General features: G+C 47.2%; 18 protein-coding genes and 1 riboswitch. Of the genes, 3 read left to right on the top strand and 15 right to left on the bottom strand.

Annotation, left to right across the window (positions count from 1 at the left end):
• Positions 1-201: 201 nt before the first annotated feature.
• The 13 genes from L1D21_RS11765 to L1D21_RS11705 form a co-directional block, all read right to left on the bottom strand.
• Entirely contained in the window at positions 202-1422 is a 1221-nt protein-coding gene (locus L1D21_RS11765; protein WP_239845436.1) for a phosphoenolpyruvate carboxylase, read from the bottom strand.
• Entirely contained in the window at positions 1422-2084 is a 663-nt protein-coding gene (locus L1D21_RS11760) for a hypothetical protein (protein ID WP_239845435.1), read from the bottom strand. The genes L1D21_RS11765 and L1D21_RS11760 overlap by 1 nt, the downstream gene beginning before the upstream one ends.
• On the bottom strand, positions 2085-5753 hold the full coding sequence (locus L1D21_RS11755) for an ATP-binding protein (protein ID WP_239845434.1): 3669 nt from the start codon (positions 5751-5753) through the stop codon (positions 2085-2087). It abuts the gene before it with no gap.
• A 276-nt stretch (positions 5754-6029) separates the two neighbouring features.
• Positions 6030-6413, bottom strand: a complete 384-nt coding sequence (locus L1D21_RS11750) for an MAPEG family protein (protein ID WP_239845433.1) — start codon at positions 6411-6413, stop codon at positions 6030-6032.
• A 266-nt stretch (positions 6414-6679) separates the two neighbouring features.
• Positions 6680-7474 (bottom strand): cobalamin-binding protein, encoded by a 795-nt coding sequence (locus tag L1D21_RS11745; protein ID WP_239845603.1) that lies wholly within the window; start codon positions 7472-7474, stop codon positions 6680-6682.
• 362 nt (positions 7475-7836) lie between these two features.
• Complete coding sequence (gene cobO / locus L1D21_RS11740) at positions 7837-8469, bottom strand: cob(I)yrinic acid a,c-diamide adenosyltransferase (RefSeq protein WP_239845432.1); 633 nt, start codon at positions 8467-8469, stop codon at positions 7837-7839.
• A gap of 63 nt (positions 8470-8532) precedes the next feature.
• Positions 8533-10110, bottom strand: coding sequence for a cobyric acid synthase (locus tag L1D21_RS11735; protein WP_239845602.1), 1578 nt, complete (start codon positions 10108-10110; stop codon positions 8533-8535).
• 39 nt (positions 10111-10149) lie between these two features.
• The gene (gene cobU / locus L1D21_RS11730) at positions 10150-10731 is read right to left on the bottom strand and encodes a bifunctional adenosylcobinamide kinase/adenosylcobinamide-phosphate guanylyltransferase (RefSeq protein WP_239845431.1); all 582 of its coding nucleotides are present in this window, start codon (positions 10729-10731) and stop codon (positions 10150-10152) included.
• Between the two features lies 1 nt (position 10732).
• Positions 10733-11509 (bottom strand): adenosylcobinamide-GDP ribazoletransferase, encoded by a 777-nt coding sequence (locus tag L1D21_RS11725; RefSeq protein ID WP_239845430.1) that lies wholly within the window; start codon positions 11507-11509, stop codon positions 10733-10735.
• A 61-nt stretch (positions 11510-11570) separates the two neighbouring features.
• Positions 11571-12599 (bottom strand): nicotinate-nucleotide--dimethylbenzimidazole phosphoribosyltransferase, encoded by a 1029-nt coding sequence (cobT, locus tag L1D21_RS11720; RefSeq protein ID WP_239845429.1) that lies wholly within the window; start codon positions 12597-12599, stop codon positions 11571-11573.
• 30 nt (positions 12600-12629) lie between these two features.
• Positions 12630-13697 (bottom strand): iron ABC transporter permease, encoded by a 1068-nt coding sequence (locus L1D21_RS11715; protein WP_239845601.1) that lies wholly within the window; start codon positions 13695-13697, stop codon positions 12630-12632.
• A gap of 100 nt (positions 13698-13797) precedes the next feature.
• Complete coding sequence (locus tag L1D21_RS11710; RefSeq protein ID WP_239845428.1) at positions 13798-14610, bottom strand: ABC transporter ATP-binding protein; 813 nt, start codon at positions 14608-14610, stop codon at positions 13798-13800.
• 128 nt (positions 14611-14738) lie between these two features.
• Positions 14739-14883, bottom strand: a riboswitch (cobalamin riboswitch).
• 181 nt (positions 14884-15064) lie between these two features.
• Positions 15065-15718 carry a histidine phosphatase family protein gene (locus tag L1D21_RS11705; RefSeq protein WP_239845427.1) on the bottom strand — a complete coding sequence of 218 codons (654 nt, stop codon included), beginning with the start codon at positions 15716-15718 and terminating at the stop codon, positions 15065-15067.
• 364 nt (positions 15719-16082) lie between these two features.
• On the opposite strand from L1D21_RS11705, the gene metH reads away from it, so the two are divergent.
• The 3 genes from metH (at position 16083) to L1D21_RS11690 (ending at position 23026) form a co-directional block, all read left to right on the top strand.
• Positions 16083-19823, top strand: a complete 3741-nt coding sequence (gene metH / locus L1D21_RS11700) for a methionine synthase (RefSeq protein WP_239845426.1) — start codon at positions 16083-16085, stop codon at positions 19821-19823.
• 462 nt (positions 19824-20285) lie between these two features.
• The gene (locus L1D21_RS11695; RefSeq protein WP_239845425.1) at positions 20286-20498 is read left to right on the top strand and encodes a hypothetical protein; all 213 of its coding nucleotides are present in this window, start codon (positions 20286-20288) and stop codon (positions 20496-20498) included.
• Between the two features lie 485 nt (positions 20499-20983).
• Positions 20984-23026 carry a S9 family peptidase gene (locus L1D21_RS11690; RefSeq protein WP_239845424.1) on the top strand — a complete coding sequence of 681 codons (2043 nt, stop codon included), beginning with the start codon at positions 20984-20986 and terminating at the stop codon, positions 23024-23026.
• A 115-nt stretch (positions 23027-23141) separates the two neighbouring features.
• Here L1D21_RS11690 and L1D21_RS11685 read toward each other — a convergent pair whose 3' ends face one another.
• The gene (locus tag L1D21_RS11685; RefSeq protein WP_239845423.1) at positions 23142-23822 is read right to left on the bottom strand and encodes a Fe2+-dependent dioxygenase; all 681 of its coding nucleotides are present in this window, start codon (positions 23820-23822) and stop codon (positions 23142-23144) included.
• A gap of 14 nt (positions 23823-23836) precedes the next feature.
• Positions 23837-26173, bottom strand: a complete 2337-nt coding sequence (locus tag L1D21_RS11680) for a TonB-dependent receptor (RefSeq protein ID WP_239845422.1) — start codon at positions 26171-26173, stop codon at positions 23837-23839.
• Positions 26174-26573 lie beyond the last annotated feature (400 nt).

The raw sequence follows: 26573 nt of genomic DNA, 5'->3' as shown, positions 1-26573 counted from the left end.
TAATCAGCGATTGAATTTATATCAGAGGCAACGACAGAAGGTTACACCTTACAAAAACAGACATAAGTAAAATTGTATAATCATAAGCTGCAGCGCTGAGAAACATAAAAGCCACTTAATCAGTTAGATTAACTTACTGATTAAGTGGCTTTAAATTTTCACCCTAGCATGTTAACGAAAAGATAAGCTGATGGGTGCGCCTTAAGCCAACCACAACTCCACATCACGAATAATAAAGTTGCCGTTATAGACGGGATGAGGCTCACCTATGGGCTCTAATTCAAAATAACGACGATGCTCTTCAGGCAAGCCCTCGAAACCACAGATCACTTGATAGAGCCAGCTTTCGCTATCCCATTCTAAGGCTTTCTGCTGATGATATTCCAAGGCCGATTGACGTAAGCCTGAATCAATCACCTCACAGAAATATTCATCCACCGCCAATTTAAGTGGATTATCCGGAATATCGAAATCTTCGGCATTCACTAGCGCAAAAGGCACGTCATGTTCACGCAACACCACATCGCGACCGACTCGTGAAATCGCCTTAATCTGCGACACCATCTCTAATAAGTCGTTTTCATAACCGGTATTATTCACATCCACTGCGGCAGCAGACAAAATAGGCTCGGCGGTATTAAACAACATAGGTAACTGCTTGTGACCGACATGATCGGCAACCCGATAATCAGGATGTTGATCGGTATACAGCAACCAGCCTTTGAGTAAACGCGTACGTCCTTGTATCTGCCTAAAGCGCCCCAGCAATTCCAATAAACGGCTCTGCACTACGCTAAGCTCTTGAGTACAGTCACTCAATGTTTCTTGCAAGGTGGTCACCAACAACTTACGCAACTCGCGAATATCACCGGCGATCTCACCTAGCTCGCTAAACTGAAACATCTCCAAGCCATTAAGCAATTCGCTCACCTGACTTTGGGCTAATTCGTTCTCACGGATCTTAGCGTTAATGGTTCCCACATAGCCAAACTCATTATTGATCCGGCTCCAGAGCACACGAATCGAATACCTAAGTCCTTCGGCAAAGCTATATACATGCTCACTCAAATCCGCAAGATAAGCTTCGCTGGCACTGTAATCCACCGCATGGCGCGCCTCTTTATAATGAGAGGCCAAGGTCTTGATGGTGGCTAAGCCTGAGCTGGCATTGGCATCAATTTGGCGATTACGCTCATCGCTCAGCGCTTCCTCTAACAAGGCTCGAACCGAACGCTTTAGACGCAAATCTTGCCCTGGTTCGGGCCGCCAGAGAATATCGGCTTTGCGCAGTTTTTCTATCGCCTGAGCATTTTCACCCGCTTCGCTAATCGAGCCAGACAGATACACATCCATGACGATATCGGCATGCCGACCTAGCTGTTTAAGTAGCGTTACCCCGGCTTGGTGTAAGTTACTACTCATTAGATAAGATCCCGTTGAATCGCAGTTTCAGCCTGCGCCTCTAGACTCAAACCTTCGGTTTCGTCGATAAAGCGAATCACCTCATAAAGGTAATCCAGCTTGCCTGTTGCAATATAAATTTGCTTCTCGGCATTGGGACGCAGCAGATAACCTAGCTCGACCAAACGCTTAAACACTAACTTTATTTGGGCATCCACCTGAGTACTGCTGGAGCCAAATAAACGGTAATGACTTATCTTGGCCAATTGCTCACGAAACGCCGGCGTATCTTCGATGCGCATCTGCAGTTCACTTAAACGTACCGCTGCCCCTTCCGATAATGGCGCATCTTGGCCACTAGCTTCTTGTACTAATACCAACCATTCCACCAGTGGAATAAGCCCATTACAGATATCGCGAAACTGACTGGATATCACCTTGCGCTCGTTTTCTCCCAACTGCTGATAACCGCAGAAAAACACCTCGCCCTCACCAGCCGAAGCCACGGTGCGATTAATCTGATTAAGGTATTGCTCAACACTATCGCGCGTGGTCGACGACTTCAGTGTGCGCCACGCTTCTTCATTACTGGTACGGCAGATAAACTCACCCCGAAGCAGACTCTCAATGACCGCACCTTGGCCCACTAATACGCTTTGTACGCTTTGGCTTGGATTACTCATTTACACCGCCTCCTTGGCAAATCGCTGGCTGAGTTTATCGGCAATAGGATTCACCTGAGGTTTCACCACCTGCAACTTCTTGGTCTGTTTATTGATGATATAGCGATTGGCAAACAGGTTTAACACCTCAGACTCTGGGTTAGGGAACGCGCCTAATACATTGATATTATTATTTTCACAGGCATCGAAAATCTTCTTCACGTTGCCATGGTGCAAGGTACCTAATTCATCGATTGGCCAATGAATAGTCACATCGGCACGGCCACGCAATAAGCGGGTAAAGGCCAGTAAGAACTTACATAAAATGAGGTACGCCATACCGTGACTGGAAGATTCATTGAGCTGACGGTCGGTGCGGATCACCAGATCGCTGTTACCTTCTTTCAAGCGTAATTCGATCTCCAGCAGCTTGGCAATGCCGCCCGAGAGTGCTGCACGACCGATAATATCTAAGGCGCGGCGCATGCTGTTGGTGTAATGCTCATCTGGCAATTCGGCAAAGCCATCGGCTTTCCACTGACGGAAGGCTTTCACAAACTCTTCTAGCTCAGGCCAGAATTCCAACTCGCTGATACGTGATCGGATCTTAACCGCCGACTCACTCACACCATCGAGGAACAGCTCTTCACCCACTTCACGGGTAATACGCGCACTCTGTGAGGCGATGCGGCGATCGATATCCGCTAATACATCGTAAAACGCCGTTAAATCGATACCGAAGTTACGCCCTTGTTCACGCAAGCCCATGACCGCCTGTGGCACTAACACATTAAGTAGCTGCTCAAGCTGTGGCACCAACTTACGATAATCCAGTAAACGTATGCCCTTATCATTGATGAAGCTAGATTCGTCTCGAACTCGCTCCCAAGTTTCAGACAAACTTGAGCCCGACTTACTTAAAATCACCGAATCGAAATGCTCGATATATTGCTTAACCGAGCCCAGCAATTGATCACGTTTAAGCAGTAGCTCTTCACCTTGACGCAAGCGTTCACTCAGGCCACCTTGCAGCTCATCATTGTTGGCTGGCAGTTTCAACTCGGCCAGTTTACGCATGACACTGCGAAGCTTAGTGAGGTTTTCAGAAGCTTCCACTTGGGCGGCATCCGACTGCTTACGCTCATTATCGAGTTGTTGTCTCTGCTGTTTAACTTCGTTGGATCTTGAGGTCAGCTGTTGCTCCAGTTCAGAGGCGGCCATTTTGACTTTACTGAGTTCAGTTTGCAGTTTTGGCTTACGCGACAACCAAGTGTGTTGATACCAATCATCGAAACGCAATACTTCGCTGCGGCGCTGATCGGCATGGCTGATATTGCTTTCCAGCTCTCGAATGCTCTGTTTAAGCTGAACAATTTTATCCTCATCGACGCCGCGAGATTTGAGTTCATTTTTATACCACTGCTCACAGGCTTTCTGTTCGCTCTTGGCCGCGTCTCGACGCTCCCCGATATTTTGCTTAACTTGTAAAAGCTGGTTATCTAATACGCCAACCACCTCTTGCCAGTAGGCGTTTTTCTCCATCCGCGCTTCGAGAGCTTGCTCTTTTTGATCATCAACCCAAGCCTGATGCTGGGCATGTAACTGTTTAAGCTCGCTGTCTAATCTGGATAATCGTTTTTGCGACTCGGCCTTACGGGCACTCAGCGCCTTGTTGATTTTTTCCTGCTCGCTACGTTTTTCATCGAATAAACGACGCAGATCATCACGGCTATTTTTATAGGCCGTTTTAGCAAAAGTCAGCTCACGGTTCAGCTTATCTAGCTCGGCATTGATGGCCACCAGCTGATCTTCGGCTTCTGCCTGCAAGCTTTTGGCACTGGCCAAGGCTTCTTCCGCCTCGCTATAACGCCCCCGAAGTTCCTGTTCGGACGCGGCATATTCTGGAATTTCCAGGGCTTTTAGATCTAACTCGACACCACAAAAACTGTTGCCTTGAGACGGTGTCGGATGCAAATCGCTGCGATGCAAGAGTTCGGGATTAATCAGCTTACCTATATTGGTTTCCCAACCGTTGACCTCTTTACGCAGATATTCCAGCAGGGTATGAGACTGGGGATACAACACATGATGTAACTCATCCAGCGCAGTTTGACGCTCAATCACCCGTTGGCCCGCTTGGCGCAACGCCTCGTTAGCCTGATCGCGTTTGGCTCTAAGTTTACGCTCCTCACTGCTGAGGCGGTCCAACTTGAGATTGCACACTTCCTGCTCTTCATCGGCACGGGAAATCCGCTCATCGAATACCGCGAGTGCCAATTTTTCCTCTTCGCTGTAGGTGACATTATTCACCTGCATGGTCAGCTCGGCAGCGGTGAGCTTATGTTGATACACTTGCTCGCTATGCTTAGCCTTACCCGCTTCAATCTGCTCACGCCACTGCTCTTCTAATGTGGCTAACTCACTACGGGCCAAGGTCTGCTGTTTATCACGAGCTTCACGGTGTTTATCTTGCTCTTTGTCGAGCTTTTCCAGTTCACGGTTAAGATTTTCACCAATCTTGCTACGACGGGCATTGTAAGCCGCCTCAATATCTTGATGCTTTTCGGTTTGTAGCTTATGACGCTCGGTTAGGTTTTCCAGATTTGCGCGCCAGCTCGGCAATTGCTCTAAATCCAATTTAGCCTGTTCGATATCGGCATCGAGGAAACTGGCATGCTGATCTTCGATAGCATCCAGCTCATGCTCAATCTTAGCCACATCCCCCTTAGCAGCAGACAAGTCGAGATTGAGCTCATCTCGAACCTCTTTCCATTCATCGTCAAGCTGTCTGAGCTGATGACCTAATTCTTTAGAGCGTTGTTGATTCTGTTCTTGGCGCGCTAATTCGGCGGCTTCGTCTTTGGCATAACCGCGTTTGAGACCCGCCAGTCGTTGTTCGGCGCTGAGCAGCTGATTGAACTCTTGCTCTAATTTTTCAAACTCGGGACGGATCTGTTCGAAACCTTGGATTAATTGACTCTCTCGGATCCAAGCTTCTACACGTTGTGGATTAAGGCGAGAACTCGGCGGATTAACGCCATCCTCTTCTAAAATGGCGGCGATCATCGATTTGATCGTCTCCATCTTACCCTCTTTTGAATGCACCGCTTTGGCCAATTTTTCGATATGACGCAGCGAGTGCTCACTTTGACACAAGGAGAACTGACGCGCATAACCGCGCAGCTCACTGCGGTTACTACCGGTACTGAGTAAGGTGCGATCGTTTTGAATGATGGCGCGGAATTCGCGGGTATTGAGCAGGTTAGTGATTGCCACGCCGTTACGTTTCATCTCACGACCCAACTCGGCCATGTTATGGCATAAAATGGTGTCTCCTTGGTGAGACTTTACATAATCTTCCAGCTCGAAGCCTTTGGCAATAAAGCGATAATTAACCCCTTTACCGTCACCGGCAGACGCCAACACTGCCTGATTCATCAAGCCATCATCGCGCAGATATTCATAAATAATGTAGCTAGAATCGTGGGGCAGATACCAACGCTCGAAACTGTCACGAGTCGACGGCACCACGCGGCTGGGATATTCACCATAAAAAACCGGGATCAGTCTTTGCAACGTGGTCTTGCCCGAAGCATTGGTACCACAAATATTGGTGTGTCCATCGAGGGCGAGTTCGACAACGCCGGGGAGGTGCGTATTAATCAGCACAATTCGATTCAAACTTGGCATCTGTTTCCTTTCCAAACAACGCTGTTGCAAAACAATAGCGTTGTTAATATCCACTAAGCACAAACCCTGAGCTGAGAGGGTCTGCAATACGGTATAACCTAAGACTATGCCCTAAAGTAAATCAAAGCTGCAGGCTTGGCAATCAAGGCGAGAGGTAGAGGCTTTTAGACGTTTAAAAACCGTGCTCAAAGCACAGTTTGATCGAGAATTCAGCAGAAAATGTCTTAGATATTTGTAGGTCGATATCTATAGCTGACATTTACTGCTGACACAGGATTAATAGGCTTGGCAGAAAATTCCTAAGACGCTAAAGAATCCCACAAACCACACTAGAGATCTCAAACTACTTTTATCTAACAGATACAAGATGTGATAAATCACTCTGGAGACGACATAGACCACGGCTAAGCTAGTTACCATGTCGTTTACTTTGTCTAACGCCATCACGGTCAACACGGCTATCGCAAAAATCAGCAAGGATTCGAAACCGTTTTGATGCCCCGCCATGGCTCGTGCACCAAAGCCCGTAAGCTGTGCCTGTTGACTACGCGGGTGATGGTTATCGTATCCCCCCAATTTTGCCATTGCCACTGCCACCGGCCCTTTGGCCAGATAGGGCAGGAGAATCGCAATCAGCAAGCAGGTTAATAATGTTGTCATATGGGGTCCTATTTAATAACTAAGATGAGTAGCTAACCTGAGCTCTGGATAAGCAGAGCCGCTGAATAGGCACCTTTGCGTGCCTCTCTGCGTTGCTCTGCCTAACCATAGCACGCTATGGTGTACGACAGAGCGCCTTGATATGCCCAAAAATCTGCACATTCAGTCAGAAAATAGACTTTCCTTTTCGAACTAATCCTTTATAGCATTGAATTAGCTTGTTAAATTTAGATTTTCCGACACTCGTTATCCCGAGTTCAGGTTAACTAGTTTCGGGCTTTATCTAAGGCGTCACACACAGACTCGACACCCAATATAGCCCTTGGTGCGGCGCGATGTAACAAATCGGCGTTAAGCTGATAGATATGTTGCTGTTTTACTGCAGGGATCTCTTGCCATGCCGACCAATCTAAGCCATTGATATTGCCCTCATCCTGACTTTGCAAAATCACCTCGGGCATTTTTAACAATACCGCCTCCAAGCTCACTTGCGGATATTCATTAGCCGCATCGACAAACACATTATCGCCATGACATATATCGATGATCTGCTCAATCCAACTGCCTTCGGCCACCGTCATTAGTGGTGTAGACCACAACTGATAAAACACCTTCACCGCAGGCTTAACAAGATTATCACTTCGCAACTGTGCCAGCTTAGCCAAATAGGCATCAGCCACTTGCTGTGCCTTCGCCTGATGACCTGTACGTTCCCCAAGCTCAATCAGATCATCGGCAACCTCGGCTAAGGTTTTCGGGTCACTGTTGTAAACTGTAAAACCAAGCTGTTTCAAGCGTGCTATTTCTTGCTGTTTGTTACCACTGCCCCAAACCACGATGAGATCAGGATTAAGTTCAATGACACGTTCGATTTGAATACCGTAATAGCCGCCAATTCGCGGGATAGCTTTAGCCGCAGCAGGATAATCGGCATGATCTGTAGTGGCGATAATATTGTCACCCGCCCCAATGGCGTAGAGCATCTCAACCGCATGAGGAGACAGCGCAATAATCTTAGTCGCGGGAGCCGCTAATACCCGATTCATCATAGCCTGCGTCATTAAAGTTGAGCAGAACAACAAGACTAAGCCGATCCATTTTTTCATTGGTTGTTTATTCCTTTATAAAACACAGCTATGGCAGCTCCCACTTCAATCTTTTGATGCTGTGGCTAAGCCGTCAAGCTAGTTCAGCCCATGAGCATACGCCAGTATGTGATTGGGCTAAGCTGGCGCAGACAATAACGCTACAAAAACGGTCTCAAGAAGCCAAAAACAAAAGTCTCTTCACCGCTAAGCCTACATTTCAATCTGTTTGAAGCTGTGGCTAAGCCGTCAAGCTAGTTCAGCCCATGAGCATACGCCAGTATGTGATTGGATGAACTGGCGCAGACAATAACGCCACAGCAAAAAACAGGCTGAAATCAATAATCAAAACCAAGCTGCGCCTTCACACCCACCTCAAAAGCATGCTTTATCGGCTGCACCTCACTCACAGTATCCGCCAGCTCAATTATCGAACGATGACAGGCTCTGCCTGTGATGATCACATGCTGCATAACGGGTCTATTTCTCAACGCATCGAGCACTCGTTCAAGCTCAATATAGTGATAACTCACCATATAGGTCAGCTCGTCCAAGAGGACGATATCGATACTGGGATCTTTCAATAAGATTTCTGCTTGTTCCCATGCACTCATGGCAGCTTGGGTGTCTTTTTCTCTGTCTTGGGTTTCCCAAGTAAAGCCAGTGCCCATGACATGAAACTGTACCCCAACCTTTTCCAACACGGCGCGTTCGCCACAGGGCCAGTTCCCCTTGATAAACTGCACTACTGCGGCATTTTTTCCATGGCCTACGGCTCGAGTAATATTGCCAAATCCAGCGGTAGACTTACCCTTACCATTACCCGTAAGGACTAACAGTACCCCTTTTTCGAGCTGCGCCTTGGCGATTTTGGCATCGACGGCATCTTTAACTTTTTGTTGGCGCGCCTTATGTCGCTCGGCTTTAACATCACTGATTTGAGTTGCACTTTTGGGGTTATCTTTATCCATCTGGATTTCCTGTTTACTCATTTTTTATTAATTTGATTCGGTCTTTCTTGGCGATAAGTAGGCTCATAACATGGCTTTAAGCTGCGCCATATCTAAATGCTGTTCTAACATCTGGGCTAATCTATCGAGTTGCTGCTCTCTGAGTTGATTGATATCGATGGCTGGAGCCTGACTCATTCCCGCCCACTTCAGCAGTAACTGACAAGCAGCAGGATTATCAAAGATACCATGCAGATAAGTGCCAAAGATCTGCTCATCGCTGGATAGACAACCATCGAAGAAATGACGCTGCTCTGCTGCCAAGTCGGCCACGTCGGTCTGTTGCAAGGTTAAAATAGGCTGACTGTCACTAGAAGCATGAGATTGCATTAAAATTTGCGACTCACCACAATGAATTTCATAGCCGCTCACAGGCGCCGCTTCGCCATTAAGCACCAACTGGCCAGACACCTGAGCTAACCGTTTATTGGACGTTAGCTGAGTCACAATCGGCAACATCCCTAGGCCATCAGTTTCCCCAGCTTGGCCTTCGACCCCCTGAGGATCATCGATTGCTAACCCCAGCATCTGATAGCCGCCACAAATACCGATCACCTTGCCACCATATCTCAAATGGGTTTTGAGTAATTTATCCCAGCCATTAGTTAACATAGTGGCTAAATCCTGACGCACGCTCTTACTGCCGGGCAAGATAATAAGATCCGCCTGTGGTGCCTTTCCATCAAAAACCGAAGTTACCGTAAGGTAATTAAATTCGATATCGGGATGCAGCCTAAGAGCATCGAAATCGGTATGATTACTGATCCGTGGCCAAATCAGCACTAACACCTTAAATTTTGTCTGTGCCGATTTTTGCGGTGCTTGAGTAATGGCATCTTCGGCGTCCAGATAGAGATCATCAAGATAGGGCAACACGCCTAACACGGGCTTATTGATCTCAGCTTCTAACCAATCGATACCGGGTTGTAGCAGGCTAATATCACCACGAAAACGATTAATCACCACACCTTTGACTCGCTCACGTTCTGATGCAGACAACAAAGCTAGGGTGCCAACAATATGAGCGAAAACGCCGCCTTTATCGATATCGGCGATGATGATCACTGGACAATCTACCGCCTCGGCAAAGCCCATATTGGCAATATCGCCCTCACGCAGATTAATTTCGGCCGGACTGCCCGCGCCTTCCACCAGCAGCAACTCATATTGCTGAGTTAATCGTGATAACGAATCGAGCACCGCAGCCATGGCTTTGGTGCGATAACCTTGGGCATTTTTACCAAAATATTGCTCACCTTCCATATGAGACAAGGCTTTTCCTTGAACGATCACCTGCGAACGGGTATCGGAACTGGGTTTTAGCAAGATGGGGTTAAAATCGGTATGAGGCGGCAAATGACATGCAATCGCCTGTAAGGCTTGAGCTCGGCCAATTTCGCCACCGTCAATGGTGACCGCACTATTGAGCGCCATATTCTGCGGTTTAAAAGGCGCGACTTTCGCGCCTTGCTTAGCAAAGTAACGGCACAATCCAGCCACTAGTGTACTCTTACCCGCATCGGATGTGGTGCCTTGTACCATTAAGATTTTTGCCTTACTGGGCGGCTTAACTTGCGGCGCTATCTGCGCTTCATCTTGCATCTTTCTCACTCAACAATATTAACCTTCAGCGGTTATGATTTAACTGCCGCCGGCTTTTAAACTCAGTGGCAACCCAGCGGTGACTAAAGTGACCTTATCGGCTATTTCAGCAATGGCCTGATGTAACCAGCCTGCCTCATCGACAAACCTGCGGCTCAAGGGATCGGCAGGAACCACACCACAGCCCACCTCGTTAGACACCAATAAGACATCGCCTTGCAGCGTTGATAAGGTGTTTAACAATTCGGCTTTAACTTCATGCCAGTTTGATTCGCTATCTTGTAACTCACCACCTTGTAGCTTATCGCCCTGTAACTCCTCGCTCAGCAGTTGATTGGTCAGCCACAAAGTTAAGCAATCCACTAAGATCACTTGCCCTACTTTGGCATGCTGAGTTAAACAGGTATTCAAGTCTAGCGGACACTCTATGGTTTGCCATGGTAAATCACTGACCTCACGTTCAAGCCGATGACGCGCGATACGGCTTTGCATCTCATCATCAAAACCTTGAGCAGTGGCGATAAATAAGCAGCTTGATCCCTTAGCGACATACTGCTCAACTTGAGCGAGCGCAAAACTCGATTTACCACTACGGGCACCGCCCAAAATAAGATGGATCATATTAAGCCTGTCCAAACAGTGAGATAAGAATAAACAGATAACAAGCTAGCTCAGTTAGCTGCTGCGCGGCCCCCAAGGTGTCACCGGTATAGCCGCCGATTTGGCGCCGAAAACCAACAATAATCAGATAACGCAGGAGATATAAAGCGATGCAAAGTCCCAAAGCATTAGCAATATCCGTAAACCACAAAGCAAGAGCGCCAGTGGCCAGCAACAGCATCAATTCGTTAAAAGATTGCGCCTGTGCTAAGGGCTTGCTCTTGCTGTTGGCATCTTCACGTACATAGGGCTCACTGTAGATAATGGATGCCGCTAAAACACGGCTCAAACAGTGGCTCACCACTAACGCGGCAACCACTTTGCCAGAATCAAATAACGCGATTTCGTTAAGTAAGACAAACTTCAACAGCAAGGCAAACACCAAGGCAAGTACACCATAGCTACCCACTCTTGAGTCTTTCATGATGTTCAGCTTATCCTCAACCGTCCAACCACCACCGAAGCCATCGGCAGTGTCGGCCAAGCCATCTTCGTGAAATCCTCCTGTAACCATAACGCTGGCTATCATCCCGAGAATTATCGCCACACTCACAGGTAATAACTGACTTGCTAACAGATAAACCAGCGCGCTGATTAGCCCCACCAGTAGGCCAACCAGAGCAAAATAACGGCTGGCCTTATTGAGTCCTTCGCTATCGACTTCTACCCATGACGGCATAGGAATTCGGGTAAAAAAGCCCAGCGCGATAAAAAACAGGGTTAACTCACGTTTGATCATGGTGGAACTTCACCTCATTTGGTTTAGCGCAACTGCCGATTTGATGCCCAAATTGCCATTTCTAAATATCTATGCCTAAATCTTGTAGGCTGGCCATGTCGTTATAAAAACCACAGGCAGCCTGCACTTGAGGCAAGGCTAACGCCGCGCCTGTGCCCTCTCCCAAGCGCATTCCCAGTTTCAACAATGGCTTGGCCTGCAGGTGCTCTAGCAGCAATTGATGACCACGCTCGCCAGACTCATGGGCAAAAATCATATAATCCCGCGCCGCCGGTGCAATATTTACCGCGACTAACGCCGCCGCGGTCGCAATAAAACCATCGACTAAGATCAGCATCTTGCGCTCGGCCGCCGCCAACATGGCACCTGTCATCTGCACAATTTCAAAACCGCCTAAAGCCGCCAGCACAGTGATCGGCTTGTCTAACTGCGTCTGGTGCAAGCTTAATGCTTGGGCAATCAACTGTTTCTTTCGCGCAAATGTCTCCTTGTCGATCCCCGTTCCTAAACCGACACAATCATCCAGATCCCGCTTTAATATCGCCGCCATGATCGCCGCTGCACTAGAGGTATTACCTATGCCCATTTCGCCGCAGGCAATCAAGTTGCAACCGGCTCGATAATGACAATCAACACGCTCCTTAGCGAAAGCAAAACCCTGCTCGACGCTATCGACACTCATTGCAGCTTCAAGATGAAATGGCCGTGTTCCCGCGCCTAACCGCTGCATAATCAACTTATCGTTATCAGCCACAGGTTTGGCGATACCACAATCGATCACTTCCATATTGAAGCCCGTCTGAGCGCAAAATACATTGATCGCCGCGCCACCACTCAAGAAGTTTGCCACCATCTGAGTGGTCACTTCGCTAGGCGCAATAGAAACCCCCGAAGCGGCAATACCGTGATCGCCAGCAAACACCATTAACTTAGGTTGGATTATTTCTGGTTTGTCTTTGCCCAAAACGCGAGCTATCTGCAGCGCCAAACTTTCTAGCTGACCTAGCGCTCCTAGAGGCTTGGTTTTACTATCGATTTTGGCCTGAATAGCTTGATCAAATTCATTACTGACTGGCGTAATACTAAACATCTCGACTCACCTTCTTATGAACTAAAGCCATTAACGGCGGCGTTTGGCCGCTAAAATGAACAGGAAAAACACACTGCCTATTACGGCGGTAATGATGCCAATGGGTAACTCTTGATAACTGAGCAGGCAACGGGCTAAGACATCGACCCAGATCATAAATAAGCCACCCACCAGCCCAGTGATCAACAAACAAAAGCGTCCTGGCAGCAGCAATCTGACCATGTGAGGGATCATCAAACCCACAAAACCTATGCCGCCACAATGGGCAACAATCACCGCGGTGATCAGCGAGCACAGCAATAACATCCCCAGACGTAAAGCCTGTACCTTTATCCCTAAGGTATGAGCCGTCTCATCACCCGCCTTCATCGCAATAATTTGTCGCTTAAACAGCAAAATTGTTAAAGTAGACAACAAGATAATCAATAAAGGGATCGTCAGTCCTGCCCAGCTGGCTTTAGCAAAACTGCCCAGACTCCAAAACAGCACCGAAGCGGCGGCTTCTGGACCAGAGAAATACAGCAACAAGCTAGTGAGTGCGCCAAACATAAATGACACCGCCACGCCCGAAAGCAACATACGCTCGATCTGGGTGCTCATACTGCGGCCGCATAACGCCAGTACCAATAGCACTGACAGACTCGCCCCGATAAACGCACCGATTGGCAAACTCACAGCTGAACCACTCAATCCAGCACCTAACCCTGAACCTAGCCCTGAACTTATTCCATCATTTAGCCCTGAGCTTAGCCCTACTCCCGAAAATAGCGTCAACACCACCACAGCACCAAAAGAGGCCCCAGATGAAATACCAAATAGGTAAGGGTCTGCCAGGGGGTTTCTCGTCACGGTTTGCAGCACCACACCCGCAATAGCCAGACCGAAACCAGCAACAAAGGCTAATATTATCCGAGGCATACGTAGCTCTAATACAATCCGCGATACCACATAGCTATTATCGGATTGCGCGCTCTCAGGCCGACTAACGATATGCGATAGCAACACATCGACCACCTGTTTAAAACTGATATCTGCCGCGCCAAAACTGGCGGCTAATAATGGTGTGAACAGGCAAAGCAAAATGACAGCCAAAGTCATGCTCAGCAGCCGAGCGCTCTGAAACTGATTGCTCTTAAATTGAGTAGTCTCGTGCGATTTAGCCAAGGCCTTCCTTGCATTTAAACCAGCAGAGCCAAGCTTAATCATGGCTTTGCTCCCCATTATCGGCGCGATAGCCGTAGAAATAACTGATTTGTGGCTGGCCATGTTGTGGATGCTGTGAGATCTGACAACAGACGCCAAAGACCTCAGCAATTTGCTGCTCGGTTAACACGGCTTTAGGTGTACCTTTCGCCACCATTCCCCCCTTGTTGAGCAACAAGAGTTCATCACATAAGGCGCTGGCCAGATTAAGATCGTGGATAGAGATCACCACTGTCATATCTAGGCTACGTAATAGTTCGAGGATTTGGATCTGATAACGAATATCTAAGTGATTAGTTGGTTCATCGAGTATAAGCAGCTTTGGCTGCTGCACTATGGCACGGGCGATCAAGGCACGCTGTTTTTCACCACCGGATAACTGTTCATAAGGTTGGTTGGCATATTCACTTAAACCAACGGTGGCAAGCGCATCGTCAATACGCACCTTGTCTTGCTCACTAGTCATCGAAAATGCCCGTTTATGAGGTGTCAGTCCGAGCGCTACCAACTGAGCCGCAGTCATATCAAAATAATGCGGTGTATCTTGCAGTACCACGGCCACTTGCTGAGCAAACGCCTTAGGAGAGAAGGTTTCGATGGCTTGGCCGAAAACTTCGATACTTCCTGAAGTGGGCGTGAGATAACGATATAGGCAACGTAACAGGCTCGACTTACCCGCCCCATTTGGGCCAATAATACCAAGCATTTTACCTTGAGTTAGTGATAAGTTGATATTGGATAGGATCGCGCGATCACCGCTATGCCAAGCTAGCTGATCGGTATAAATAGCGTAATTATCTCGGCTCAAAACATCACCTTACTAATAAGGTGCGGCAAACCCAGACCATTAGCGATTAATGGCGCAAGATCAACAGAGGCTAGAGCCTCAATCTGCATATTCATGATTAGCTCCCTCAAGTCACCCGCTTGAGTCATTAGGCTATACAGAATTAAGGCAGGTATCCTGGCTTATGGGCTGAAATCAAACGACAATCTCAACACACTTACAGTTGCGGGCACAGCTTGGGCTCCGGCTTTCGCCTCCCCAATTCCCTTTATTACCAAACATCATTGTTGAGTTTGGCATAAGAGTTCTGGCGCTAATCATTAGCGCTGCTCATCACCTTAATTCTCGGTCTAATTGCAACTTGAACACCACATCGTACACAAGATGGATAGACCTGAAATTGCTGGCTATTATGCGGTATTTCCACCAAGAGGCAAGCCCCAGCTTACCAATCAGTAATCCCCTACCAGCAGGTTTAACTTGCCGACTCTCCCCAATACAAACGCCAATGGGACTGAATAGATTGTGAGCCTTGTCGGCTAGCTTGTTTATCAAAATAGTGACTGATTTTCACTACACTGGCGTAATTTAAACTCAGCTGTGTATAAAACCCCACCTGACCTTGAACCCCTAATGCCTTGGCCATCAGATGGCGGATCACGCCACCGTGAGTAATTAACAAGATTTTCTTACCCGCATGTTGCTCGACCAGTTGCTCAAGCAGTTGATCTACCCGAGACTCAAATGCCTGCATGGTTTCGGCGCCCGGCAGTGGATTTTGCCAAGGATTGTCCCAATAGGAAGTGAGTGATGCCTCATGCTGGCTATAGAGTTCATCGATCCCCAAACCATCCCAATCGCCAAAGTAAATCTCCTTTAAGCGATCGTCACAACTGATAGTCAACGCCTCCTGTTGATTAAGCCTTTTACGGTCCAAATGCTCAGCAAATACTTGGCAACGAAGTAAAGGCGAGCTAACAACCACCTCAACGGATTCAGGCATCTTGGCATAAGCTAACTGCATACGAGCAAAACCCAGTTCACTCAGAGGAACATCAACATGGCCACGCAGCAGATCTCCTTGTTCGCATTCACCGTGGCGCATCAAATAAAATGTGGTTTGAGTCATAATCACCAAATTGTTGCATATAAGACTTAAAAAAGGACTTAAGCAGAATAATCTGAGCGGCTCGACAAATGCAATCGCTCGAATGTAACCAATTTAACATTATCTTTAGCGTTAACAATACAGAGCGTTCAGCAAATAAATTCGCCCCCCAAAATTACCCTGAAATGCGTCGATTTTCTCTTGGATTAATCGTCAATTGATACTCAACTCATCGTCGGCAAAGGTTATACTGATTGTGACTTGCTCTGAACCACGTTAGTCGCTTATTATAGACGTCTATACGTTTATACATCTAAATAGTTTAAGTATTTCTGTCTCATCCATTAGATGATGAGCCAGCATCAGTAAGCATAGGTAGAATTTTATGGCGAGCCCGACACCTGTTAACCATGTCAGACAGATAACAGCGCAGATCAGCGAACAACTTAAATCGCAAATTTTGATCCTCGATGGCGCAATGGGCACCATGATCCAAGATCATAAATTGGAAGAGGAAGCCTATCGCGGCGAACGCTTTAAAGACTGGCCCTGCAATGTCAAAGGCAATAACGACCTGTTGGTGCTAACCCAGCCAGAGATCATCAAAGATATTCATAAGCAATACCTGCTTGCCGGTGCCGATATTATCGAGACCAACACCTTCAACGCGACCCGTATCGCCATGGCCGATTACGAAATGGAAGATCTGTCCCGTGAGATCAACCTAGAAGGTGCCCGTCTGGCTCGCGCTGCCGCCGATGAAGTAACCGCAGAAACCGGCCGTACTTGCTATGTTGCCGGGGTGCTTGGCCCGACCAACCGAACCTGTTCTATCAGCCCAGATGTTAACGATCCCGGTTTCCGTAATGTCAGTTTCGACCAATTAGTCGACGCCTATAGTGAATCTATCGATGCCCTGATTGAAGGCGGCGCCGATATCATTATGGTGGAAACCATCTTCGATACCCTGAATGCTAAAGCAGCCCTATTTGCCATCGAAACAGTATTCGACCAACTCGGTCAGCGTTTACCCATTATGATCTCAGGCACCATTACCGATGCCTCGGGTCGTACTTTAACCGGACAAACCACCGAAGCTTTTTATAACTCATTGCGCCACGTCAAGCCGCTGTCTATCGGACTTAACTGTGCCTTGGGTCCTCAAGAGCTTAGCCCTTATGTGCAAGAGCTGTCTAAGATTGCCGACTGTTATGTATCGGCTCACCCTAACGCGGGTTTACCTAACGAATTTGGTGGCTACGACGAAAGCCCACAGCAGATGGCAGAAGTCATCGAAGAGTGGGCCAAAGAGGGATTACTTAATATTATCGGTGGTTGTTGTGGTACGACACCAGATCATATCCGCGTTATTCGCGAGGCGGTAACTCAACATCAAGCACGCAAAATCCCTGACCTGCCCGTTGCCTGTCGTCTATCAGGATTAGAACCGCTGACCATAGATGCCGACTCGCTGTTTGTGAATGTCGGTGAGCGAACCAATGTCACCGGCTCGGCTAAGTTCTTGCGTCTTATCAAAACCGGCGAATATGAAGAAGCGCTATCGGTCGCGCGCGAACAGGTAGAAAATGGCGCGCAGATCATCGATATCAACATGGATGAAGGCATGCTTGACGGCGTTGAGGTGATGCAAAAGTTCCTCAATCTTATCGCCTCTGAGCCAGATATTTCCCGGGTTCCCATCATGATCGACTCCTCTAAGTGGGAAGTGATCGAGGCGGGACTTAAATGTATTCAAGGTAAAGGCATAGTTAACTCGATCTCCCTTAAAGAGGGCGAAGAGAAATTTATCGAGCAGGCGACCTTAGTCAAACGCTATGGCGCCGCAGCGATTATCATGGCATTCGATGAAGTTGGCCAAGCCGATACCAAGGCGCGCAAAATTGAAATTTGTACCCGCGCCTATCGGGTGCTGGTCGATAAAGTGGGCTTCCCACCCGAAGACATTATCTTCGACCCCAACATCTTCGCCATTGCTACCGGTATCGACGAGCACGACAATTACGCAGTGGACTTTATCGAAGCCACCCGCGAAATTAAGCGTACCTTACCCCACGCCATGATCTCAGGCGGGGTGTCGAACGTGTCTTTCTCGTTCCGTGGTAACAACCCAGTGCGTGAAGCAATTCATGCGGTTTTCCTCTACCACGCCATTAAAGCCGGCATGGATATGGGTATCGTTAATGCCGGACAATTGGCCATTTATGATGATATCGATGCCGAGCTAAAAGAGCGTGTCGAAGCGGTGGTTCAAAACTTACCGAGCACGGCCAAAGATGCCGACGGCGAACTAATCAATAACACCGAGCAATTACTGGATATCGCCGAGAAATATCGCGGTGATGGTAGCCAAGGCGTTAAGAAAGGCGACTTAGAGTGGCGTTCATGGGACGTCAATAAGCGTCTGGCACATGCACTCGTTAAAGGCATCACAGATTATATCGATGAAGATACCGAAGAGGCGCGCCAGCAAGCGACGCGTCCACTGGATGTGATTGAAGGTCCTTTAATGGACGGCATGAACGTGGTTGGCGACCTGTTTGGATCAGGCAAGATGTTCCTGCCTCAGGTAGTAAAATCGGCTCGGGTGATGAAAAAAGCAGTCGCCTATCTCAACCCTTATATCGAGCTGGAAAAAGTCGAAGGTCAATCTAACGGTAAAATCTTAATGGTGACCGTAAAAGGCGACGTGCACGATATCGGAAAAAATATTGTTGGTGTGGTGCTGGCCTGTAATGGTTACGAGGTTATCGACCTTGGGGTCATGGTGCCGGTTGAGAAAATTATCGAAGTCGCTAAGGCGGAAAATGTCGATATTATCGGCATGTCGGGTCTGATCACTCCAAGCCTCGATGAGATGGTACATAACGTCAAGGCGTTCCATAAAGCTGGACTGACGATTCCGTCGATTATCGGCGGAGCAACCTGCTCAAAAATTCATACTGCAGTAAAAATTGCCCCCCACGCACCCACAGGTGCCATCTATATTGCCGATGCCTCACGCGCCGTACCTATGGTGTCGAAACTGATCAGCAACCAGACGCGTCAAGCCACAATTGATGCAGCGTATGAAGAGTACCAAGTGATGCGTGATAAGCGTAACTCACAGGCTAAACGTAAGCAGGTAATCTCTATCGAAGCCGCGCGTGAGAACCGTTGTCAGCACGATTGGGCCAACTATCAAGCCTATACGCCGAATAAACTAGGGCGTCAGGTATTTGATGATTATCCGCTAGAAGATCTGGTGGAGCGTATCGACTGGACGCCGTTCTTCCGTAGCTGGGAACTCCATGGCCACTTCCCGAAAATTCTCGATGATGAGGTGGTCGGTGAAGAGGCACGCAAGTTATTTGCCGATGCTAAAGACATGTTAGCCACCATCATCGAAGAGAAGTGGTTAACCGCAAAGGCGGTTATTGGCCTGTTTCCAGCCAATACTGTTAATCATGATGATATAGAGCTTTATACCGATGAGACTCGCACTCAAGTCGAAATGACCACCCATCATCTAAGAATGCAGATTGAACGTGTCGGTAACGACAACTTCTGTCTGGCCGACTTTGTCGCACCTAAAGAGTCGGGCGTTGCCGATTACATGGGCGGCTTTGCTGTTACCGCAGGGCATGGTATTGACGAACACATTGCCCGTTTTGAGGCAAATAATGATGACTATAATGCCATCATGCTCAAGTGTTTAGCCGACCGTTTAGCCGAGGCCTTTGCCGAAAGAATGCATGAAAGAGTGCGTAAAGAGTTCTGGGGTTATGCTAGCGATGAACAACTGGATAATGAAGCGCTGATCCGTGAAAAATATAAAGGGATCCGTCCAGCGCCAGGTTACCCTGCATGTCCAGATCACACCGAAAAAGGCTTGTTATGGGAACTGTTAAAGCCCGATGAAACTATCGACCTTAACATCACCGAAAGCTATGCCATGTTCCCCACAGCAGCGGTTTCAGGTTGGTATTTTGCCCACCCACAATCACGCTACTTTGGCGTAACCAATATTGGTCGCGATCAAGTAGAAGATTACGCTAAGCGCAAGGGCATGAGTATTGAGGAAACCGAACGCTGGTTGGCACCTGTACTGGACTATGATCCTGAATAAACTTCCTGAGTGAGCAGGATTTCATCACGCTAACGCGGTATTTGGTCGGTCTGACGACCGATAAAGTCGTGGGTCTTCAACCCACACCCGAGCAAAAGGGGAAAAGCGCCTGTTCCCCTTTTGCAAATCCCCCGGCGTCCCTAACGAAGTTGTGCTTCCTCATACTCCGTTAAAAATTGCCTAACGGCTCAGATGGGACATCCATGTTCCCCTGAGCCTTAGCCATCATCCATGATGGCTACACGACATTTTCACCTGCGTCTTTCGGCAACTTCGATGGGGAAATGATTGCAACCCTAACCTTCATTGACTAAAGCTGACTGTATTGAGTATTTGCAGGTTAATTCCAGTAGAAACTTGATAGCAGGTTATTTTCATCAGGATTGACATGTTAATGTAAGGCGTTAATATCAATGACTGTTCTATCGTCACCAAGGCGATAATTTAAGATAAGGAATATCAATGAACATCAATGCGACACTACTCGGACAAACGACGTTACTGCTAGCCATTGTCTTCGCAGCCATAGGTTTCTACTTGGGAAAGCGTAAAACAGAAACGCCTATTTTGGTGTCTGTTGTTGCATTTTTCTCCGCTCTAATACCACTTATTGGACTCATTTTCTTAATCGTGCTGGTATTTAAAAAAGATCGACCGACTGAACAAAATAGCTAATCAGGTCAATGTCAGCTACGAACCGAGCTACGCAGCAAACCTGAGCTGTGCCCAAAGCTTTAAGCATCACTCAGCGTTATTCAAACAAGAGCCACAGTAAAACAGCTGGAAGCTCATACTAATCGCTGGCCTTCAATACAAATTTCGCCATCTGAGGTGAAGAGAATCCACCAATATTTCTATCCTAAAACAGACCAATAACACTTATTGCAATGCATTCTACTCAATAAGCACCATTTCTACGGTTTTGGGCTGTTTAAGCTCCAAACCTTAGAAACTTGTATTTTCCCCCTGCTATTTTATCGATATCAGTTCATTTTAAGCTTCTATTAAGCCGCAGAAAGTAAAAGAAATCTTTTTTAAAAGCTTAACTGTGACATTGTGCTACAAAGCCATTAATTCGGCTCCTAAAGAGTGATATCGTCGCTATACTTGCTGCTGATAAAAAAGATAAAACCACAAGATCAATCGAAGGAGATCCACCAGTGAAAAAACTAGGGATTTTATTGCTTTGTTTTCTGATGCCTTTCTCTATGGCATCGGCTGAGCAGAGTAACAATCAAAAGAAGATGCTCACCGCCGAAGTGCTGTGGCAATTAAGCCGTATTGGCAGCCCCATAGTGTCACCCAATGGCAAATACATTATTGCCCCTGTAACCCAATATGATGTGCCAGAAGATAAAGGTTCGACTCAGCTTTATCTGTTTGCTAATGATGGTTCTAGCCAAAGAGCGCTGACCGCTAAAGGCCTGCGTGTCAGTGAGCCGACTTTATCTCCAGATGGCAAAACCCTCGCCTTTGTGAGCAAACGCGATGACGACGATGCCGGACAGATATATCTACTGCCGCTGGCAGCACCTGGTGAAGCTCAGCGCCTAACGGAAGTTCCAGGCGGCGTTTCCGGAATCAAATGGGTAGGTAAGCATCTGTACTTTATTAGCCGTATCTATCCGGGCAAAGACTGGGATGAGATGCAAACCCAGCTTAAAGCCGATAAAGATAATAAGGTTTCAGCCCATCAGTGGAATGCCCTGCCTTATGCCAGTTTCGACCATTGGATCGATGAAAACCGTCAGGCTCACCTATTTAGAATTCCTGCCACAGGCGGCGACATAGAAGCGATCACTCAGCCTTTAGGCAAAGAGTTACCACGCAGCTATCAAAGTGCCAGCCAGTATGATATCGATGCCAAAGAGAAATGGGTTGCCTTTAACGCTAATGGTTGGGACGATCAAATTGATGTTAAGCAAGATATCTTCCTAAGCCAAATTGGTAGCGGTAAAGTCGTTAATCTAACGCCTAACAACAAAGCGCCGGACAGCAACCCAAGCTTTAGTCCTGACGGCAGTACATTGGCCTTCACTCGCCAAAGCATCCCAGGCTTCTATGCCGATACCGCCAAGCTCGTTGTGCTCGATATGGATAAGCGTAAAGAGCGTGTATTAGCCAGCGACTGGGATCGTTCAGTATCAAACTTCAGTTGGACGCTAGACAGCAAAGGCTTCTATTCGGCCATCGATGATGCTGCAACTCGCCGTATTTACTATATTGATGCCAAAAGCGGTAAAGCCACAGCTATCACTAAGGCGACCAACTTCGGTCAACCCGCTATCACTAGCGATGGCAGCCTTTATGCCACGAACGAGAGCTTCTTACATCCTGCACGCTTAGTCAAAGTCAATGGCCGTAACGGTAAAACCACCCGCTTAGATAGCTTCAATGATGACATTTTGAAGGATGTCGATCTTGGCACTTATGAGTCTGTCACTTACAAAGGCTATAACGGCGATGATATTCAGATGTGGGTTCACTATCCTCCGGGATTTGACTCAAGTAAGAAATATCCTTTGTTTATGCTGATCCACGGCGGTCCACATAACGCGATTTCCGATGGCTTCCATTATCGTTGGAATGCACAAACATTCGCATCTTGGGGTTATGTTACCGCTTGGCCTAACTTCCACGGTTCCAGCAGTTTCGGTCAAGAGTTTGCCGACAGTATTAACCCTGATTGGAAAAATAAATCTCTTGAAGACATCATGAACGCGGCCGATTGGTTTAAGCAGAAGTCTTGGATCGACAGCGATCGTATGGTCGCCGGTGGCGGTAGCTACGGAGGATACTTGAGCTCAATTCTCTTGGGCCAAGAACAGCAGCCTTTTAAAGCGCTACTGATCCACGCTGCGGTATATAACATGTACTCGCAAATGGCGGGCGACTTCGAGGTTCATGCCACCCGATTCGGTCATTATTGGGAAAACCCAGAGATCTATAAGTCGATCTCACCGCATTACTTTGCCGACAAGTTTAATACCCCAAGCCTTATCATTCATGGTCAGCTGGATTACCGCGTGCCAGTGGGTCAAGGATTTGAACTATTCCGCACTTTGCAAAACAAGGGGGTCGAGTCGCGAATGATCTATTTCCCCGATGAAAACCATTGGATCTTAAAGCCTAATAACTCGATTTATTGGTATCAACAGGTCGAAGACTGGATGACAAGCCACGCCGAGCCTGGGGCGCACTAATACCTATCAGTATCATCTCGACGCTGTGCTAAAGATAAAAAAAAGCTGCCTAGGCAGCTTTTTTATTTCGAGATTGTATTTCGACAATAGGTGATTTAATTAATCCGATTTATCACTAGATCTGAGTAAATTGTCTTATCAGGTTATGATAAACATTATGTAGGTTATCTAACTCAGCACGTTCGGTATTACCTTGATTTATCAGACTTTGAATCGACTGATCCAGCTGATACAGGTTTTGCCTTAAGCCAGAGTCGCTCACCATACTTTGCATCCAAGTGATCACTGCAATCCGTTCTCCCTGAGTCACCGCCGTAACCCGATGTAGGCTGCTAGATGGATAAAGCACCGCATAACCTGCGGGTAACTTAATCTGCTGTTCGCCAAACTCGGTAGCAATAATTAACTCACCACCTTGATATTCCTCGGGATCACTCAAGAAAACCGTCATCGACATATCACTACGTAGCACGTCATTGGTGCCCGGAATACGCATAATGGCGGCATCCACATGGAAGCCATATTGCTCAGATTCGCTATAGCGATTAAAACAAGGCGGAAAAATCTTATGGGGTAAGGCTGCCGAAACGACCTTAGGCACATTGCCGATGCGAGCCAGCAACTGGTTCGCCAGCTGGCGAACCTTAGCATCCTCGCTATCGGCTTGATTGTTATTTTTAACCGAAGCCGCCATACCCATCGCCGTTTTTCGGCCATCGAGCCAAGGTACATCCACTAACTGCTGACGATAATGTTGCACCTCTTCAGCTGAGAGTATTTGCTCAATAACAATCATGATTTTCCCTTTAATTAAAACTCATAAGTCGCAGTTAAACGTGCATTTCTGGCATCACCTAAGTACATAAATGAACCCGAGCGGTAGGCCGCAGTCCAGTACTCTTCGTTCAGTACGTTACCCACATTCATACGTAGAGTGATGGCGTCGGTTGCATTATAGTTGGCAAATAATCCAACCACTTGGTAGTCAGGAACCACAATGCTATAACGGCTGTTTTGCTGATCGTAACCCGCCGCGCTGTCTGGCTGCCCGCCATACATCTCACCTTGATAGGTGTAGCTGCCGCCGACAACAAAATCATCACTTACCTGATAACGCAGTTGTAAATAAGCACTCTCATCGGCAAAATTACTCAACTTAAGGCCGACATTATCCTCGTTATATGAGGCTAACACTTCAGAGTCCATCACCGCCGCAGAGAACTGTACGCTGAAATCTTCGGTGATGTTACCCACCATACCAAACTCGATACCTTGAACGCGGTTTTTACCCGTATTCAAACTACCTAAAGTCGAGTAGCTATCACCAACACTTTCCATCACATCATTCTTAGTGATCTGGAAAATAGAAGCCGAGAACATCACGCTATCATCAAATAGCATCCATTTGGTACCTAGCTCGATATTTTCTACCAGCTCAGGATCCGCAGCGCGTGCTTGATCAGGCGTACCACACAAACCACCATAACCACAGTTTGCGCCTAGGTCTGACTCACCACCATTGATGTTAGTCGCGGTGCTGTAGTTAACATAGATGTTGCCATCTTCAGTCAAATCGTAAACTAAGCCAATATGACCGTTATACATATTATCTGAGTAGGCATATAACACATCGCCGCTTCGTCCAGAGGTGTCGTTACTGTAATCGAAACTATCAGTACGTAGACCGAAGAATAATTCAAGGTTTTCGGTTAGTGCGACCGTATCCATAAAATAAGCCGAGATGGTTTCAATGCTATAAAGAGCATCGCTTTGTCCTTCGGTATAAGTTCGACCCATTAGCTGATTGACATTATCAACCGTTTCGCCATTGCCATCGAGAATACAGTAGCTAGCCGATACACCGCCACGACCCGGCACTAAACAGTTAGTCGGGTTGTTATAAGTGATATCGTACACGCCGTTATCAACCTCTTGATCGGTATATTCAACACCGAATACCCACTTGTTTTTCATTCCTAGCAGCTCAGTATTCCAAAACAGGTTGAACTGAGTACTCAGGTATTCCACCTCTTGTCGTCCCTGATGGGTACTTAAGCTTAGGGTATCAACACCCGGTGCTACAGGATCGGTAACGTCTCGAGTCCTGCCACTCACCCCTGTAGTGATATAACCATTTTCGGTTTTACCCACACGAGTAGCGTTGTAGAGAGTGATATTATCGCTCAACTCATACTCGGTACGTAAAGTAAACGTCATCACCTCTGAATTGAGGAAATCTTCCTCTTGCGCATAAACAGGAATATCTTCAATCGGCTTACGGGTATCGCGATCAAAATAGCTGCCTAAGTCAGGAACATCTTGTGCATCGAGATAGTAACCATCGGCAATAAAGGACAGCTCATCCGTGGCATTAAACACCATAGACACCTGTGCGCCATTACGCTCGCGACTGATACCTTCACGGCCCGGTTTGTCTTCCTGCGCAATCAAACCGTTGAGACGCAGTGCCACATCATCGCTAAGCGGCACGTTATAATCGGCAGTAAAGCGAGTGTGATCATCGGTGCCTACGGCAGCATCCACACGACCAAAGTTATAAGAAGTCGAGGCCTTCTTGGTCACACTGTTAATCGCGCCACCCGATGAGCCACGTCCAGCGAAAGTCGAACTAGGACCTTTAGTGATCTCAACCTGTTCGGTGGCAAAACTCTCACGAGTCGTCATACCTGGGTCACGTAGTCCATCAACAAATACGTCACTACGCGCTTCGTGACCACGGATAATATAACGATCACCGAAGGCGTTGCCGTTTTCTCCGGTACCCAATGTCACACCCGCTTGTGCAGACAGGATATCTTTTAGGTCTGTTTTACCTGACTCTTGGATCTGATCTTGTGTCAAAACCGTGATCACTTGTGGGGTATCGACCAAGTCGGCAACACGTCGTTTATCACCGGATTTGTCATAAAGATAAACCGAACTTCTGACACCATGAACCTGAATACGCTCCATGGCTTCCTTCGACTTAGCCGGATCTGATTTCGCAGCCTTACATTCGACACTGCTGCTTATGTCACAGTTTTCAACAACTTCATCTGCTGCGTAAAGGTTTGTGCTACCAAACACAAGCGCAGTCGCAACTGCCTTAGCCCCTAAAGATAATGGCATTTGATGACGAGATTTCATCTGATAAAAGTCCTTTTTGTTAGAACACGTTAAATTAGGAAAAACATGTTAAACAAATTACAAAGATAATACAAATAGAAACTATTATCATTTACACTTGTATTCATTAAATGATCTTGCAAAGGAAAAGTTATACCAATCAAAGTAAATTAGTGATCAGCCCGTTTGTAGCAGAAAAGGGCGCAGGAAAAATTATCGAGAACAAGGCGTAAATTGCAGTAACCAGTTATTTTAATTATAAAACTTAAAACACGGTTATCGGCGATTTTAACTAGCAAGAATGATCAGATAATTACTGCGATTGGTATTAATCAGCAGAGAGCGAACAATGGACAAAATAAGAATTGTAAAATCAACGACCCGTAGGCCATAAAAAACCGGCTAAACCTGATGGTTTAGC

The sequence above is a fragment of the Shewanella sp. Isolate11 genome (genome assembly GCF_022398315.1).
Classification (GTDB): Bacteria; Pseudomonadota; Gammaproteobacteria; order Enterobacterales; family Shewanellaceae; genus Shewanella.
This window is presented reverse-complemented; position numbering and strand designations above follow the sequence as displayed.

Excerpts from the sequence above, each read along its gene's own strand:
- L1D21_RS11735 (WP_239845602.1), bottom strand. The coding sequence starts at position 10,110 with ATGCAAGATGAAGCGCAGATAGCGCCGCAAGTTAAGCCGCCCAGTAAG.
- cobO (WP_239845432.1), bottom strand. The coding sequence starts at position 8,469 with ATGGATAAAGATAACCCCAAAAGTGCAACTCAAATCAGTGATGTTAAA.
- L1D21_RS11760 (WP_239845435.1), bottom strand. The coding sequence starts at position 2,084 with ATGAGTAATCCAAGCCAAAGCGTACAAAGCGTATTAGTGGGCCAAGGT.
- L1D21_RS11725 (WP_239845430.1), bottom strand. The coding sequence starts at position 11,509 with ATGATCAAACGTGAGTTAACCCTGTTTTTTATCGCGCTGGGCTTTTTT.
- L1D21_RS11705 (WP_239845427.1), bottom strand. The coding sequence starts at position 15,718 with ATGACTCAAACCACATTTTATTTGATGCGCCACGGTGAATGCGAACAA.
- L1D21_RS11750 (WP_239845433.1), bottom strand. The coding sequence starts at position 6,413 with ATGACAACATTATTAACCTGCTTGCTGATTGCGATTCTCCTGCCCTAT.
- cobT (WP_239845429.1), bottom strand. The coding sequence starts at position 12,599 with ATGTTTAGTATTACGCCAGTCAGTAATGAATTTGATCAAGCTATTCAG.
- L1D21_RS11755 (WP_239845434.1), bottom strand. The coding sequence starts at position 5,753 with ATGCCAAGTTTGAATCGAATTGTGCTGATTAATACGCACCTCCCCGGC.
- metH (WP_239845426.1), top strand. The coding sequence starts at position 16,083 with ATGGCGAGCCCGACACCTGTTAACCATGTCAGACAGATAACAGCGCAG.
- L1D21_RS11715 (WP_239845601.1), bottom strand. The coding sequence starts at position 13,697 with ATGACTTTGGCTGTCATTTTGCTTTGCCTGTTCACACCATTATTAGCC.
- L1D21_RS11765 (WP_239845436.1), bottom strand. The coding sequence starts at position 1,422 with ATGAGTAGTAACTTACACCAAGCCGGGGTAACGCTACTTAAACAGCTA.
- cobU (WP_239845431.1), bottom strand. The coding sequence starts at position 10,731 with ATGATCCATCTTATTTTGGGCGGTGCCCGTAGTGGTAAATCGAGTTTT.
- L1D21_RS11680 (WP_239845422.1), bottom strand. The coding sequence starts at position 26,173 with ATGAAATCTCGTCATCAAATGCCATTATCTTTAGGGGCTAAGGCAGTT.
- L1D21_RS11745 (WP_239845603.1), bottom strand. The coding sequence starts at position 7,474 with ATGACGCAGGCTATGATGAATCGGGTATTAGCGGCTCCCGCGACTAAG.
- L1D21_RS11685 (WP_239845423.1), bottom strand. The coding sequence starts at position 23,822 with ATGATTGTTATTGAGCAAATACTCTCAGCTGAAGAGGTGCAACATTAT.
- L1D21_RS11695 (WP_239845425.1), top strand. The coding sequence starts at position 20,286 with ATGAACATCAATGCGACACTACTCGGACAAACGACGTTACTGCTAGCC.